The organism is Pseudomonas sp. Pse35, from assembly GCF_024519715.1.
Lineage (GTDB): Bacteria > Pseudomonadota > Gammaproteobacteria > Pseudomonadales > Pseudomonadaceae > Aquipseudomonas > Aquipseudomonas paracarnis.
Genome location: NZ_JALJRP010000004.1, coordinates 272,386 through 288,153, shown reverse-complemented (window position 1 = coordinate 288,153; position 15,768 = coordinate 272,386). Strand labels below are relative to the sequence as shown.

Genomic DNA, 15,768 nt, shown 5'->3' with positions numbered 1-15,768 from the left:
CAAAGCCTCACAAAACCGCTTTCGGGTAAGAGCCCAGCACCTTGAGTGCCACGGCTTCCTGACTGATTTTCTCCAGCACGCCCTTGACCAGAGGGTCGCGGTGATGGCCCATGAAGTCGATAAAGAATACGTAGGTCCACTTACCGCTGCGCGAAGGACGAGTCTCGATGCGCGTCAGGTCAATCCCGTTGTCGTGGAATGGCACCAGCAGCTCATGCAGCGCGCCGGGCTTGTTGCTCATGGAGACGATGATCGAGGTCTTGTCGTCGCCGGTCGGCGGCACTTCCTGGCTGCCGATCATCAAAAAGCGCGTGGAGTTATCCGGGCGATCTTCGATCTTTTCGGCCAGGCGCGTCAGGCCGTACAGGCCGGCAGCCATATCGCCGGCAATCGCCGCCGAGTTCCACTCACCCTTGACCCGCTTGGCCGCCTCGGCGTTGCTGGACACCGCAACGCGCTCTACATTCGGGTAATGGGCGTCCAACCACTTGCGGCACTGGGCCAGGGACTGGGCGTGGGAATAGATACGGCTGATGCTGTCAGTCTTGGTGTTTTCACCCACCAGCAGGTGGTGGTGGATACGCAGCTCCACCTCACCGCAGATGACCATGTCGTGCTCAAGGAAGCTGTCCAGCGTGTGGTTGACCGCGCCTTCGGTGGAGTTTTCCACCGGCACCACGCCAAAATTCACCGCACCGGCCGCGACTTCACGGAAGACTTCGTCGATGGCCGCCATCGGCTTGCTGATCACCGCATGGCCGAAGTGCTTCATGGCTGCCGCCTGGGTGAAGGTGCCTTCAGGGCCGAGGTAAGCCACTTTCAGCGGCTGCTCCAGCGCCAGGCACGAGGACATGATTTCACGGAACAACCGCGCCATCTCTTCGTTGCCCAACGGGCCCTTGTTGCGTTCCATCACACGCTTGAGCACCTGGGCTTCACGCTCGGGCCGGTAGAACACCGGCACTTCGCCTTCCGCCAGGGATGCCATTTTCACCCGGGCCACTTCCTGGGCGCAGCGCGCGCGCTCACTGATCAGTTCAAGGACCTTCTCGTCCAGACTGTCAATGCGTACGCGCAGGGCCTTGAGTTCTTGCTCAGACATTAGCCGTGTTCCTTCTCGAACTCTGCCATGTAGGCAACCAGCGCATTGATGGCGTGGATGTCAACGGCGTTATAAATGGAGGCGCGCATGCCACCCACCGAGCGGTGGCCCTTGAGGTTCAGCAGGCCGCGCGCGTCGGCGCCGGCCAGGAACGGTTTGTCCAGGCGGTCGTCGGCCAGGCGGAACGGCACGTTCATCCACGAGCGGTCGCTGAGGTTGATCGGGTTGCTGTACAGGCCGCTGGCGTCGATAAAGTCGTACAGGACGCGCTTCTTCTCTTCATTGAGCTTGCCCATGGCCGCCACGCCGCCCTGCTCCTTGAGCCATTCGAACACCAGGCCCGACAGGTACCAGGCAAACGCCGGCGGGGTGTTGTACATCGAGCCGTTATCGGCCGCGACCTTGTAGTTGAGCATGGTCGGGCACACCGAGCGGGCGCGACCCAGCAGGTCTTCGCGGATGATATTGACCAGGATGCCGCTCGGGCCGATGTTCTTCTGCGCGCCGGCGTAGATCATGCCGTACTTGGACACGTCGATCGGGCGCGAGAGGATGTCCGAGGACATGTCGCACACCAGCGGAACGTCACCGACTTGCGGCACCCAATCAAATTCCAGGCCACCGATGGTTTCGTTCGCGACGTAGTGAACGTAGGCCGCGTCCTTGGTCAGCTTCCACTCGTTCTGACCGGGAATGGCGAAGTAGTCGTAGGGCTTGGCGGTGCCTGCCACATTGACATGCCCGTAGCGCGAGGCTTCTTCGATAGCCTTCTGACCCCAGATACCGGTGTCGATATAGTCGGCAGTCCCGCCTTCTGGCAGCAGGTTCAGCGGTAACTGGGCGAACTGCTGGCTCGCGCCGCCTTGCAGGAACAACACTTTGTAGTCGGAGGGGATGTCCAGCAAGTCGCGCAGATCCTGCTCGGCCTTGGTGGCGATGGACACAAACTCATCGCTGCGATGGCTCATTTCCATCACGGAGAGGCCTTTTCCATGCCAGTCGAGGAGTTCACCCTGCGCACGCTGCAGGACTGCTTCAGGAAGCGCCGCGGGACCGGCACAGAAGTTATAGGCTCTCTTGCTCACATCCAATCTCACTCTGATCTGGTGGGGCTGCAATCATGTCAGCAACGCCCTCGTTCTGGAGCGGACATCTGTGGGAGCTGGCTTGCCTGCGATAGCAGCGCCGCGGTATCACTGAATGACCGAGGCGCCTGTATCGCAGGCAAGCCAGCTCCCACATGGACCGCGTCCAGGCAAAGGGCGCTGTATTTCATACGGGACAAACAACAAGGGGGCGAATCTTCATCCGCCCCCTGTGTGTCCGCTTATTCCTGCGGTTCTTCTTCGTCTGCGGCAGCGTCGAGGGTTGGCTCGTCAACGTTGTCATCGCCAGCTGCGATCACCTCGCCTTCAAATTCCTCACCTTCGAGCTCTTCACCTTCGACTTCCGAAGGCTCCTGCACACGCTCCAGGCCGACCAGTTTTTCGTCCTTGGCCAGCTTGATCAGGGTCACGCCCTGGGTGTTACGGCCCAGGCTCGACACTTCCGCCACACGGGTACGCACCAAGGTGCCCTGGTCGGAAATCAGCATGATCTCCTCGCCATCGAGCACCTGCACCGCGCCGACCAGACGGCCGTTGCGGTCGTTGCTGACCATGGCAATCACGCCCTGGCCGCCACGCTTGTACTCCGGGAACTCACTGATGGCGGTACGCTTGCCATAACCACGCTCGGACGCGGTGAGGATCTGGCTGCCTTCTTCCGGGATCAGCATCGAAATCAGCTTCTGCCCTTCCGGCAGGCGCATGCCGCGTACACCCCGGGCGGTACGGCCCATGGCACGCACGTCGGACTCCTTGAAACGTGTGACCTTGCCGCCGTCGGAGAACAGCATGACTTCGCGCTCGCCATCAGTGATGGCTGCGGAAATCAGCACGTCGCCTTCATCCAGCTCCAGGGCGATCAGGCCCACGCTGCGTTGACGGCTGAAGGATTCCAACGGGGTCTTCTTCACGGTGCCTTTGGCGGTGGCCATGAAGATGAAGTGGCCTTCGGTGTATTCCTCGACCGGCAGCATGGTAGTGATGTATTCATCACTGTCCAGGGGCAGCAGGTTGACCAACGGACGGCCACGGGCAGCGCGGGAGGCTTCCGGGATTTCGTAAGTCTTGAGCCAGTACACCTTGCCCTTGCTGGAGAACAGCAGCAGCGTGGTGTGGCTGTTGGCGACCAGCAGGTGAGCGATGTAGTCCTCATCCTTCACGCCGGTAGCCGATTTACCTTTACCGCCACGACGCTGGGCCTGATAAGCAGCCAGCGGCTGGGTCTTGGCATAGCCGCCGTGGGAGATGGTCACCACGCGCTCTTCTTCCGGGATCATGTCACCCAGGGTCAGGTCCAGGCGCGCATCGAGGATTTCGGTGCGGCGCACGTCGCCGTATTCGGCGCGGATCACTTCCAGTTCTTCGCGGATCACTTCCATCAGGCGCACGGCGCTGCTGAGGATGCGGATCAACTCGCCGATCTGGTTGAGGATCTCCTGGTACTCGGCCAGCAGCTTCTCGTGTTCAAGGCCGGTGAGGCGGTGCAGACGCAGTTCCAGGATGGCCTGGGCCTGCTCTGGCGACAGGAAGTACTTGCCTTCACGCAGACCGTATTGCGGGTCCAGGGTCTCCGGGCGGCACGAGTCGGCGCCAGCGCGCTCAACCATCGCGACCACGGCGCTGGATTCCCAAGGCGTGCTGATCAGCGCTTCCTTGGCTTCCGACGGGGTTGGCGAGGCCTTGATCAGGGCGATCACCGGATCGATGTTCGACAACGCAACCGCCTGGCCTTCTAGGATATGGCCGCGCTCGCGGGCCTTGCGCAGTTCGAACACGGTACGGCGGGTCACTACTTCGCGACGGTGACGCACGAAGGCTTCCAGCAGGTCCTTGAGGTTCAGGATGCGCGGGCGGCCGTCGATCAGGGCAACCACGTTGATACCAAACACGCTTTGCAGCTGGGTCTGAGCGTAGAGGTTGTTGAGGATCACCTCAGGCACTTCGCCGCGGCGCAGCTCGATGACCACGCGCATACCGTCCTTGTCGGACTCGTCGCGCAGCTCGGTGATGCCTTCCAGCTTCTTCTCTTTAACCAGCTCGGCGATCTTCTCGATCAGGCGTGCCTTGTTCAGTTGGTAAGGGAGCTCGGTGATGACGATCTGCTGGCGGCCACCGACCTTGTCGATATCTTCGATCATCGAGCGGGCACGCATGTAAATGCGCCCGCGGCCAGTGCGGTAGGCTTCGATGATGCCAGCGCGACCGTTGATGATCGCGGCGGTCGGGAAGTCCGGGCCGGGGATGTATTGCATCAGCTCATCGACGGTCAGCTCAGGGTTGTCGATAAGGGCCAGGCAACCGTCGATGACTTCACCGAGGTTGTGCGGCGGGATGTTGGTGGCCATGCCCACGGCGATACCGCTGGAACCGTTGACCAGCAGGTTGGGAATCTTGGTGGGCATGACAGCCGGGATCATTTCGGTGCCGTCGTAGTTCGGCACCCAGTCCACGGTTTCTTTATGCAGGTCGGCCAGCAGCTCGTGCGCCAGCTTGGTCATGCGCACTTCGGTGTATCGCATGGCTGCGGCGTTGTCGCCGTCCACCGAACCGAAGTTGCCCTGGCCGTCTACCAGCAGGTAGCGCAAGGAAAACGGCTGCGCCATCCGAACGATGGTGTCGTACACCGCAGTGTCGCCGTGAGGGTGATACTTACCGATCACGTCACCGACAACACGGGCAGATTTCTTGTACGGCTTGTTCCAGTCGTTACCCAGCTCGCTCATCGCGAACAGCACACGCCGGTGCACGGGCTTCAAGCCATCGCGCGCATCAGGCAGTGCCCGACCGACAATTACGCTCATCGCGTAGTCGAGGTAGGACTGTTTCAGCTCGTCTTCGATATTGACCGGGAGGATTTCTTTGGCCAGTTCGCCCATGAGAAGCCTGATTCCTTTTTCGGGTGAAACCTCGTCACATCCATTCGGGACGAACGAAGCTCGCCGCTGCCGGCACGGTGCCTGACAACGACTTACGACAAATCAACGAGTTATGACACGGATCTGCACGTTATAGGCAACCCCTCGGGGCAGCCCTGGAAACCGCCGGATGTTATCACAATCGCCGCCACGCACCTATCCCCCTGATGCGCATGGAGGCTAGTAATTTGACGGATGACAGGCTTGAAGGGGACGAGAGGGGCTCAGAGGCGCGATGGTGGTATTTTTTGAGGATGGATCCAGCAGTTTTATTGACCTTAACGGCCAATCGCAGGCAAGCCAGCTCCCACCTTTGATTTGTGAATACAGTTAAAGGTGGGAGCTGGCTTGCCTGCGATGGCGCCCCCACAGGCACCCACACACTCAATGCAGCCGCTTACGGCACATCAACTTGGCCAGTTTGGCAGTGTCTGGCCGCTCGACAATGCCTTTTTCGGTGACGATCACGTCAATCAGGTCCGCAGGCGTCACATCAAATACAGGGTTAAGCGCCGCGATATCCAACCGCTGCCCATCAACCTCAAGCAACTCACCCATATCGCGCTGCTCCAGCGCAACATCCTCCCCCGTAGCCATCATCAAATCGAGGGTCGAACTTGACGCCACCACCATAAAGCGCACGCCATGGTGCATGGCACAGACGGCCAGTTGATAAGTGCCGATCTTGCTGACCACATCGCCATTGGCCGCAACACAGTCAGCACCCACCACCACCCAGGTCACGCCTTTGGTCTTGAGGATATGCGCGCCCGCGGAGTCGGCATTCACCGCCACCGGGATGCCCTGGCTCGCCAACTCCCACGCCGTCAGACGCGAGCCTTGCAGCCATGGACGGGTTTCATTGACATAGACCTGCTCGACCAACCCCTCCAGATACGCCGCGTGAATCACCCCGAGGGCTGTGCCAACGCCGCCGGAAGCCAACGCGCCGGCATTGCCATGGGTAAGGATCGCCTGGGCATTGCCCTGATGCTTGCGAATCCGCTCCATACCCAGCTGGGCCATGACCACATTGGCTTCCCGGTCACTCTCATGGATCGCGACGGCTTCGGCCTCCAGCACCACCAGCGGGTCGGCGTGCTGCTTGAGGCGATCCAGGCGGTCGCGCATGCGCTGCAAGGCCCAGAACAAATTCGATGCGGTCGGCCGGGTGTGGGCCAGCAAGGCGTAGTCTTCTTCCCACGCGGCCTGCCAGTCACCGCCCTCGGCGATGCGCTCGCGGGCGGCGAGCACCAAGCCATAGGCAGCGCAGATGCCGATGGCCGGTGCGCCCCGCACCACCATGGTGCGAATGGCGTCAGCCACCGCTTCAACGGTACCGCAGGCCACCCAGTGCTCCCGGGACGGCAAAACACGCTGGTCGAGCAGGTGCAGCGCGCCATCACGCCATTCGATGGCCTTCACGTTCTCTGCAGCCAACAGTCGGTCGCGCATCCCTTACCCCGCACTCATGAACAAAAGCCGCCGATTATAGCGATCCGCCAGCCGGGACGCTCGGGTATACTTCGCCCTTCTTTTATAGCTGCCTGGGAAGAAGCCTGCGATGACCTCCACTGCCGCCCCGCTCGACTTGTTGCTGCTGCCGACCTGGCTGGTACCCGTCGAGCCCGCTGGGGTGGTGCTCAAGGAGCACGGCCTGGGTATCCGCGATGGCTGCATTGCCTTTATCGGGCCACGGGACGCGGCGTTGAAGCTGGCGGCGCAAGAGGTGCGTGAACTGCCCGGCATGCTGCTCAGCCCCGGCCTGGTCAATGCACACGGCCATGCAGCCATGAGCCTGTTCCGCGGCCTGGCCGACGATTTGCCACTGATGACCTGGCTGGAAAAGCACATCTGGCCCGCCGAAGCCAAGTGGGTCGATGAAGCGTTCGTGCGTGACGGTACCAACCTGGCCATTGCCGAGCAGATCAAGGGCGGCATCACCTGCTTCTCGGACATGTATTTCTACCCCAAGGTCGCCAGTGACTGCGTGCACAACAGCGGTATGCGTGCGCAGATCGCACTGCCGATCCTCGACTTCCCGATCCCCGGCGCAAGCAGTGCCGACGAGGCGATTCGCCAGGGTATCGAGCTGTTCGGCGACCTCAAGCACCACCCGCGCATCAAAATCACCTTCGGCCCCCACGCGCCCTACACTGTGTGCGATGCCAACCTGGAAAAGATCCGGGTGATCGCCGAAGAGCTGGACGCCGTGATCCATATGCATGTTCACGAAACCGCCTTTGAAGTGCAGCAAGCCGTCGAGCAGACCGGCGAGCGGCCATTGGCGCGCCTGGCTCGCCTTGGCCTGCTGGGCCCGCGCTTTCAGGCCGTGCACATGACCCAAATCAGCGAAGACGACCTGGCTTTACTGGTAGAAAGTAACACCAGCGTCATTCACTGCCCGGAATCGAACCTGAAACTGGCCAGCGGCTTTTGCCCGGTGGAGCGCTTGTGGCAGGCTGGCGTCAACGTGGCCATCGGCACCGACGGCGCTGCCAGCAACAATGACCTGGATTTGCTCGGCGAAACCCGCACGGCGGCGATGCTGGCCAAGGCCGTGGCCGGCTCGGCCACTGCGCTGGATGCCCACCGCGCCCTGCGCATGGCCACACTCAACGGCGCCAGGGCGATGGGCCTGGACAGCCAGATTGGCTCCCTGGAAGTCGGCAAGGCGGCAGACATCGTCGCTTTTGATCTTTCCGGGCTGGCGCAACAACCGATCTACGATCCGGTCTCACAGCTTATATATGCCACCGGGCGCGATTGCGTGAAACACCTTTGGGTTGCCGGCAAGCCATTGCTCGACGACCGGCAATTGACCCGCATGGATGAACAACAGTTGACCGCCACGGCCATTGCCTGGGGCCAACGCATCAGCGGGCACAGCGAATAACGACGCGGCTGAAGCCTTGGGTTCAGCCGCGACACACCGACTTATCAGATTCAGAGGATTCACCATGAGCAACGTCGATCACGCCGAAATCGCCAAGTTTGAAGCCCTGGCTCACCGCTGGTGGGACCGCGAGAGCGAATTCAAACCCCTGCACGATATCAACCCACTGCGGGTCAACTGGATTGACGAGCGCGTCAACCTGGCCGGCAAGAAGGTGCTGGACGTCGGTTGCGGCGGCGGCATCCTCAGCGAAGCCATGGCCCAGCGCGGCGCCACCGTCATGGGCATCGACATGGGTGAAGCGCCGCTGGCCGTGGCCCAGTTGCACCAGCTCGAATCCGGGGTGAGCGTGGAGTACCGCCAGATCACCGCCGAAGCCCTGGCCGAGGAAATGCCCGAGCAGTTCGACGTGGTCACCTGCCTGGAAATGCTCGAACACGTGCCAGACCCGTCCTCGGTGATCCGTGCGTGCTTCCGTATGGTCAAGCCCGGCGGCCAGGTGTTCTTCTCCACCATCAACCGCAACCCCAAGGCTTACCTGTTCGCGATCATCGGCGCCGAATACATCATGAAGCTGCTGCCGCGTGGCACCCATGATTTCAAGAAATTCATCCGCCCTTCCGAGCTGGGTGCGTGGAGCCGCCAGGCTGGGCTGACCGTCAAGGACATCATCGGCCTGACCTACAACCCGCTGACCAAGCACTACAAGCTGGCCAACGACGTTGACGTCAACTACATGATCCAGACCCTGCGCGAGGAGTAAGCCTGTGAAGTTGCGAGCGGTTCTCTTCGACATGGACGGTACCCTGCTGGACACCGCGCCGGACTTTATCGCCATCTGCCAGGCCATGCGCGCCGACCGAGGCCTGGCGCCGATCAACCCGCAGCACATCCGCGATGAAATCTCCGGCGGTGCCCGAGCGATGGTTGCCGTGACCTTCTCGATGGATCCTGAATCCCCAGGCTTTGAAGAGCTGCGCCAGGAATTCCTGGAGCGCTACCTCAAGGACTGCGCGGTGCACAGCAAACTGTTCGACGGCATGGCCGAACTGCTGGAAGACATCGAGAAAGCCAAGCTGATCTGGGGCGTGGTCACCAACAAGCCGGTGCGCTTTGCCGAACCGATCATGCAGCGCCTGGGCCTGGCCGAACGCTCGGCCGTGCTGATCTGCCCGGACCATGTGAAAAACAGCAAGCCGGACCCGGAGCCGATGATCCTGGCGTGCAAGATGCTCGACCTGGACCCGGCCAGCGTGCTGTTCGTGGGCGATGACCTGCGCGACATCGAATCCGGCCGCGACGCCGGTACGCGCACGGCGGCGGTCACTTATGGCTATATCCACCCGGATGACAACCCACGCCACTGGGGCGCGGATGTGGTGGTGGATCACCCGCTGGAATTGCGCAAGGTGCTGGATAACGCGCTGTGCAGTTGCTGATTGTTCGAAGATCTCAACAACACTGAGATCAATGTGGGAGCTGGCTTGCCTGCGATAGCGGCCTGCCAGCCAGCACATCTGGCGGCAGTTAGTCCGCCATCGCAGGCAAGCCAGCTCCCACAGGAAATGGATTCCACTTCAAGTGGTGTATCACCTTGAATTTTGTCGAGGCTATTTATGTTTGATTACTCTGCACCGCCAGAACTGCTCAAAGGCCGGACCATCCTGGTAACCGGCGCCGGTCGCGGGATTGGCGCGGCAGCGGCGAAGACCTATGCCGCCCATGGCGCCACCGTGTTGTTGCTGGGCAAGACCGAAGCCAACCTGGCCCAGGTGTATGACGAGATCGAAGCCGCGGGCCACCCACAGCCGGTGGTAATCCCGTTCAACCTGGAGACCGCCCTGCCCCATCAATACGATGAGCTGGCAGCGATGATCGAAAAGGCATTCGGCCACCTCGACGGCCTGTTGCACAACGCCTCGATCATCGGCCCACGCACGCCCATCGAGCAGTTGTCCGGCGAGAACTTCATGCGGGTGATGCACGTCAACGTCAACGCGATGTTCATGCTGACCAGCACTTTGCTGCCGCTGCTCAAACTGTCCCAGGACGCGTCGGTGGTGTTCACCTCCAGCAGTGTCGGGCGCAAGGGCCGTGCTTATTGGGGTGCCTATGGCGTGTCCAAGTTCGCCACCGAGGGGCTGATGCAAACCCTGGCCGATGAGCTGGAAGATGTGGCCGCAGTGCGCGCCAACAGCATCAACCCGGGCGGCACCCGCACCAGCATGCGCGCCCAGGCGTACCCAGGGGAAAACCCGATGGAAAGGCCGGCACCGGAAGAGATCATGCCGGTGTACCTGTACCTGATGGGGCCCGACAGTGCCGGAATCAATGGCCAGGCCTTCGATGCGCAATAAGCCCTGACACACCGCAAAACAAAGGTGGGAGCTGGCTTGCTTGCGATAGCGGTGGTGAATATTCCATCGCCATCGCAGGCAAGCCAGCTCCCACATTGCTTTGTGGTGTAGTTAAAAACTCAGTTTTTGACCACTTCCTCAAGGGTGAAGCGCCCCAATGGGTTCTGCAGGAAGTTGCTTACGTTCTTGCGTGAGATGTTGATGTACGGGCTGTAGTACAGGTCAATCCAGTTCACATCCTGTTTGGCCAGCTTCTGCAACTCCACATACATTTGCTCACGCTTGGCCGGGTCTGCCTCGATCCGCGCGGCCGCCACCAACGCCTTGACCTGGTCGTTCTTGTAGCGGGTCATGTAGTTCTGGTTGGTGTCGTGGCCCAGCACAAAGGTAGTTTTCTGGTCCGGGTCGAGGATGTCGTTGGTCCAGTACATCACCGAAATATCGTATTCACCGTCCACCAGCATCTGCCAGCTTTGGGTGGGGTCGACTTTCTGCAGGTTGGCGGTCACGCCGACCTTGGCTAGCTGGTCCTTGATGATCACCGCGATCTGCTCGTCGGCCTCGTTGCCGGCGTTGACTACGTAGTTGAGCTTCAAGTCCTGGGCACCTGCAGCGGCCAGCAGCTTCTTGGCTTCGGCCGGGTCGTACGGGCGTTGCAGGTTGTTGGCGTAGTGGTACAGCGAGCCCTTTGGAATGTAGGAATAAGCCACGGTGCCTTGACCGTAAGTGACGGCTTTGACCAGCGATTGCTTGTCGATGGCCATGTCCAGGGCCTGGCGCACTTGCGGCTTGGCCAACAAGCCGTGCTCGTGGTTGATCAACAGGTGATCTTCACGGGTGGACGGGTCGGCGTGGATCACCACGTTCTGGTCTTTCTTCAGCTCTTCCACGCGGGAGAACGGTACAAAGATCGCCGTGTCGAGTTCGTTGTTCTGCACCATGCGCATGCGCGTGTTGTCATCGGTCACCGACACCCATTCCACGCCGTCCAGGCTCACGCTGCCGGCCTGCCAGAAATTCGGGTTTTTCTTCAGGATCACGCGGTCGCCCTTGCGCCACTCGTCCACGGTAAACGCGCCGGACGTCACCGGGTTTTCCGAGTAGGCGTCTTCGCCCATCTTGGTCATGGCTTTTTCCGACAGGATCGACACCGTCGGCGACGCCAGTTGCGAGAGGAAGGCCACAGCCGGGGTTTTCAGGGTGACCACCAGGGTCTTGGCATCGCTGGCCGTGGCGGTGTTGATCAGGCTGAACGGGTCGCTCCACAACGAGGCCTTGTTGTCGCGGATGCGCAGCAGGCTGAACGCGGCGTCGGCGGCAGTGATCGGCGAGCCGTCAGAGAACTTCGCCTCGCGCAGCTTGAAGGTGTAGGTCAGGCCATCCTTGGAAATGTCCCAGCTTTCGGCGAGGCCCGGTTCCATCTTGGTGCCCAGGTTATCCACGCGCACCAGGGTGTCGTAGACGTTGGCAAATACCCAGGTGTCGCGGTTTTGCGCGCTTTTGATCGGGTCGAAAGTGGTACTGTCTTCACGGCAGCCGATGGTGAGCACACCGGCGGCATGGGCCAGGCCGGCGGTCAGCGACCAGGCCGTGAGGGTAGCGGCGGCGAGCAATTTCAAGTGGCGCGAGTGCATATCACAACTCCTTGTTAATGAATGGCAGAGGGTCAAAGCAAAGGGTCTTCAAGCACGCAACTGTACCGATGCTCGTGCACGAAATGGGTGGGAGGCAATACCGAGGAACACATGGCTTGCGCATACCGGCAACGCGGGTGAAAGGCACAGCCTGTCGGCAGATTCAGCGGGCTCGGCGGTTCGCCGGGCAATGGCTGCGCAGGCAATGGCCGGTGCGGATCGATCTCCGGGATGGCCTGGATCAGCGCCGCCGTGTACGGGTGACGGGGCGCGGTGAACACCGCTTCCACCGGGCCTTCTTCGACGATCTTGCCCAGGTACATCACCGCCACGCGGTCGCATAGGCGCCTTACGATGGCCAGGTCATGGGCGATAAACAGGATCGCCAGGTTCATACGCTGTTGCAGTTCCAGCAGCAGGTTGATGATCTGGCCCTGGATCGACACATCCAGCGCGGCCACGCATTCATCGGCAATGATCAGGCGTGGCTCCACCGCCAGCGCCCGGGCGATACCCACGCGCTGGCACTGGCCACCACTGAGCGAGCCGGGCTTGCGTGAAGCCAGCTCAGGACGCAAGCCGACCAGTTCGAGCAACTCATTCACACGATCAGGAATCTGCTGCGCCGCCACCTTACGCTGCACACGCAGTACCTCGGCGATGGTTTCGCCAATGCTGTGCCGTGGATTGAGCGCGGCGTAGGGGTCCTGGAAAATCATCGCGGTCTCATGCCGCAGCCGGGCGATGTCGATGGCACTGCCATGGGCCATGTCGATACCGTCGAACAACACCTGCCCTGCGCTGATCGGGTTGAGGTGCAGAATGGCCCGGCCCAGGGTGCTCTTGCCACTGCCGGACTCGCCCACCAAACCCAGGGTTTCACCGGCGGCGAGGTTCAGCGACACCCCGTTCACCGCCCTCACCCACTGGCGGTTGAGGCCAAACAGGCCGCTGCCGGACGCGGCAAAGCGTACTTCCAGATCCTTGACCTGTAACAAGCTCATGGGCGCGCTCCCAACGGGTAGTGACAGGCCACGCGTGCGCCCTGGGGCAGCAACTCGGTGCACAAGGCGCCGGCCTGCGGGCAGCGCGGGTGGAAGCGGCAGCCGTCGGGCAGTGCGTCGAGTAACGGCGGCTGGCCAGCAATGGTGCGCAACAACGCATGCCCGCTGCTATGGGCCGGCTGGCAGTCGATCAGGCCGGCGGTGTACGGATGTTGCGGTTGGGCCAGCAGTTCGTATTTGCTGCCGTGCTCGCACAGGCGCCCGGCGTACATCACGGCGATGGCATCGCAGGTTTGCGCCACCACGCCCAGGTCATGGGTGATCATGATGATCGACAGGCCACGCTGGTCGCGCAGGTCGAGCAACAGCCGCAGGATTTGCGCCTGCACCGTCACATCCAGGGCCGTGGTCGGTTCGTCGGCGATCAACACCTTCGGGTTGCAGCCCAGGGCCACGGCGATCATTGCGCGCTGGCGCATGCCACCGGAAAACTCATGGGGGTAGTTGTCGACCCGCGCCTGGGGGTCGGGAATCCCGACCTGACGCAATACCTCGATCGCCTGCAAGCGCGCGTCTTTTTTCGACGCGCCTTGGTGCAGGCGGATGCCCTCGGCGATCTGCTCACCGATGCGCATCAACGGGTCGAGGTGGCTGCTGGGGTTCTGGAAGACCATGCCCAACTGCCCGCCGCGCACGGCACGCATGCCGGCATCATCCAGTGCCAACAGGTCCTGGCCGGCCAACTGCACAGCGCCGCCCAGCACGCGCAGATTGGGCGATGGCAACAGACGCATCAGGCCGCGACAGGCCATGGTCTTGCCGGAACCGCTCTCGCCCACCAGGCCAAGGATTTCACCTTCGGCCAGGTCGAAGGACACCCGATCCACCAAGGTGACCTCACGCCCGGCGTTGTTGGCGATCACACTGAGGTCGCGCACCTGCAACAGGCTCATGAGCGCTCTCCCAATACCTGCGCAACACCATCGGCCAACAGGCTGAAGCCCATGGCCAAGGTCACGATGGCCAGGCCCGGAAAGGTGCAGATCCACCAGGCGGTGGTGATAAAGGCTTGCCCCTCGGCCACCATCGTCCCCCATTCGGCGGTCGGTGGTTGCACCCCCAGGCCCAGGTAACTGACGGCGGCGCCGTTGAGCAGCACCAGCACCGCGTCGGACATGGAAAACACAATGGAGCCAAACAGCGCATTAGGCAGCAAATGCCGGAACAGAATGCGTCCATGGCCAAAGCCCAGGCTCTTGGCGGCCAGGGCGAACTCGCTTTCCTTGAGCACCAGGATCTGCGAGCGAATCAGGCGCGCGTACGACACCCAGCCCACCAGCGCCATGGCGATGTAAAAACTCTGCAAGCCCGGCCCGAGGATGGCCATGATCGCCAGCATCAGCACCAGGAACGGGAACGCCAGCACCACGTCGATCACACGCATGCAGACACTGTCGAAACGCCCGCCGATATAACCCGAGACCGCACCGATAAAGGTGCCAATGATGAAAGGGAAGATCACCCCGATAACCGCCAACTGCAGGTCGATGCGCGCACCCCAGATCACCCTCGACAGGATGTCCCTGCCGTAATTGTCCGTACCCAACGGATGGGCAAGGCTGGGGGCCAGCAAACTCATGCCGGTGTCCTGCGCGACGGGGTCGTAGGGCGCGACCCACGGCGCAAACAGCGCCAGGGCCAACCACGCGAACAGGATCAACAAACCCCATGCGGCGGTCAGCCGGCCATTGCGAAAACCAAAGCGCAGGCGCAAGCGCCACGGGGCAATCAATGGGCGGCTGCTCATTGCATCTTTACCCGTGGGTCGAGGGCCACCGTCACCAGGTCGGCCAGGAAGTTGACCACCACCGTGGCACAGGCCAGCACCATCGCCACACCCTGCACCACCATGTAGTCACGGGTGAAAATGCCGCGCACCAGCAACTGGCCGATGCCTGGAATCGCGAACAGGCTTTCGATGACCACCGTGCCGCTGATCAGCCAACCGATGTTGACCGCCAGCAGGTTGACCGCCGGCACCAGAGCGTTGGGCAGTACATGCCGGCGAAACACCGCGCCTTCCGCCAGCCCGCGTGCACGTGCGGCGGTGACGTGATCCGCCTGCAACTCCATCAACATGCTCGCCCGCAGGTTGCGCACCAGCACCGCCGACAGCGCCAGGGCGATGGTCAGGCATGGCAAAAGCATGTGGTGCGCCTTATCCAGCCAAGTGCGCCCGTAACCGGACACCGGGAACAAGCCCCATTTCACGCTGAGCAGCAGGATCAGCATCAACCCCAGCCAGAACGCCGGCATGCCCAGGCCGACCGTGGTGAACACGCGGATCAGCTTGTCCGCCCAACGGCCTTGCTGGCGCGCCGCAATCGTTGCCAGTGGCACCGCTATCAACAAAGCGAGCACCACGCTGCCCAGCACCAGCACCAGCGTCGGCTCGATGCGGGTGACGATCAGTTTGAGGGCGTCGACCTTGTACAGCAGCGATTGGCCGAGGTCGCCCTTGAGCAGGTTTTTCAGGAAGTAAAAGTATTGCAGCCACAAGGGCTGGTCGAGGCCGAACTGGGCGCGGATCTTCAGCAGCGCATCCGGCGTGCTGCGCGCACCCAGCAAGGCACGCGCCGGGTCGCCAGGAATCGAGCGCACCAACACGAAGGTGATCAGGCTGATGCCCAGCAGCACCGGCAGCAATTGCAGGGGCCGGGACAACACAAAACGGTAGCGCGCCAGGTTCATGCG

General features: G+C 61.8%; 13 protein-coding genes. 4 read left to right on the top strand and 9 right to left on the bottom strand.

Annotation, left to right across the window (positions count from 1 at the left end; genetic code table 11):
* Window positions 1–7: 7 nt before the first annotated feature.
* The 4 genes from pheA to mtnA all read right to left on the bottom strand — a co-directional run bounded on the left by pheA (window position 8) and on the right by mtnA (window position 6,578).
* Complete coding sequence (gene pheA, locus OC445_RS05505) at window positions 8–1,102, bottom strand: prephenate dehydratase (protein WP_032902668.1); 1,095 nt, start codon at window positions 1,100–1,102, stop codon at window positions 8–10.
* Entirely contained in the window at window positions 1,102–2,187 is a 1,086-nt protein-coding gene (gene serC / locus OC445_RS05500) for a 3-phosphoserine/phosphohydroxythreonine transaminase (RefSeq protein WP_034126687.1), read from the bottom strand. The genes pheA and serC overlap by 1 nt, the downstream gene beginning before the upstream one ends.
* A gap of 242 nt (window positions 2,188–2,429) precedes the next feature.
* Window positions 2,430–5,084, bottom strand: a complete 2,655-nt coding sequence (gene gyrA / locus OC445_RS05495) for a DNA gyrase subunit A (RefSeq protein ID WP_032892792.1) — start codon at window positions 5,082–5,084, stop codon at window positions 2,430–2,432.
* Between the two features lie 423 nt (window positions 5,085–5,507).
* Entirely contained in the window at window positions 5,508–6,578 is a 1,071-nt protein-coding gene (gene mtnA / locus OC445_RS05490; RefSeq protein WP_198790768.1) for an S-methyl-5-thioribose-1-phosphate isomerase, read from the bottom strand.
* A gap of 109 nt (window positions 6,579–6,687) precedes the next feature.
* Here mtnA and OC445_RS05485 point away from each other — a divergent pair, with 109 nt between their 5' ends.
* From OC445_RS05485 to OC445_RS05470, 4 genes are all read left to right on the top strand, one after another.
* Entirely contained in the window at window positions 6,688–8,019 is a 1,332-nt protein-coding gene (locus tag OC445_RS05485; protein WP_072446750.1) for a TRZ/ATZ family hydrolase, read from the top strand.
* Between the two features lie 64 nt (window positions 8,020–8,083).
* Window positions 8,084–8,782, top strand: a complete 699-nt coding sequence (gene ubiG, locus OC445_RS05480) for a bifunctional 2-polyprenyl-6-hydroxyphenol methylase/3-demethylubiquinol 3-O-methyltransferase UbiG (protein WP_003189760.1) — start codon at window positions 8,084–8,086, stop codon at window positions 8,780–8,782.
* Window positions 8,783–8,786: 4 nt separating this feature from the next.
* Window positions 8,787–9,458 (top strand): N-acetylmuramic acid 6-phosphate phosphatase MupP, encoded by a 672-nt coding sequence (mupP, locus tag OC445_RS05475; protein ID WP_003189759.1) that lies wholly within the window; start codon window positions 8,787–8,789, stop codon window positions 9,456–9,458.
* A gap of 177 nt (window positions 9,459–9,635) precedes the next feature.
* Entirely contained in the window at window positions 9,636–10,376 is a 741-nt protein-coding gene (locus OC445_RS05470; RefSeq protein ID WP_003189758.1) for a YciK family oxidoreductase, read from the top strand.
* Between the two features lie 119 nt (window positions 10,377–10,495).
* Here OC445_RS05470 and OC445_RS05465 read toward each other — a convergent pair whose 3' ends face one another.
* From OC445_RS05465 to OC445_RS05445, 5 genes are read right to left on the bottom strand one after another with little or no spacing between them, the layout of a single operon-like run.
* Window positions 10,496–12,010: an ABC transporter substrate-binding protein gene (locus OC445_RS05465; protein ID WP_054919782.1), complete on the bottom strand. Its 1,515-nt coding sequence runs from the start codon at window positions 12,008–12,010 to the stop codon at window positions 10,496–10,498.
* A 32-nt stretch (window positions 12,011–12,042) separates the two neighbouring features.
* Window positions 12,043–13,014, bottom strand: a complete 972-nt coding sequence (locus OC445_RS05460; protein WP_198790769.1) for an ABC transporter ATP-binding protein — start codon at window positions 13,012–13,014, stop codon at window positions 12,043–12,045.
* Window positions 13,011–13,967, bottom strand: a complete 957-nt coding sequence (locus OC445_RS05455) for an ABC transporter ATP-binding protein (RefSeq protein ID WP_198790770.1) — start codon at window positions 13,965–13,967, stop codon at window positions 13,011–13,013. The genes OC445_RS05460 and OC445_RS05455 overlap by 4 nt, the downstream gene beginning before the upstream one ends.
* Window positions 13,964–14,821, bottom strand: coding sequence for an ABC transporter permease (locus OC445_RS05450; RefSeq protein ID WP_089041210.1), 858 nt, complete (start codon window positions 14,819–14,821; stop codon window positions 13,964–13,966). Before OC445_RS05450 ends, OC445_RS05455 begins: the two co-directional genes overlap by 4 nt.
* Window positions 14,818–15,765: an ABC transporter permease gene (locus tag OC445_RS05445; RefSeq protein WP_072446751.1), complete on the bottom strand. Its 948-nt coding sequence runs from the start codon at window positions 15,763–15,765 to the stop codon at window positions 14,818–14,820. The genes OC445_RS05450 and OC445_RS05445 overlap by 4 nt, the downstream gene beginning before the upstream one ends.
* Window positions 15,766–15,768: the final 3 nt, after the last annotated feature.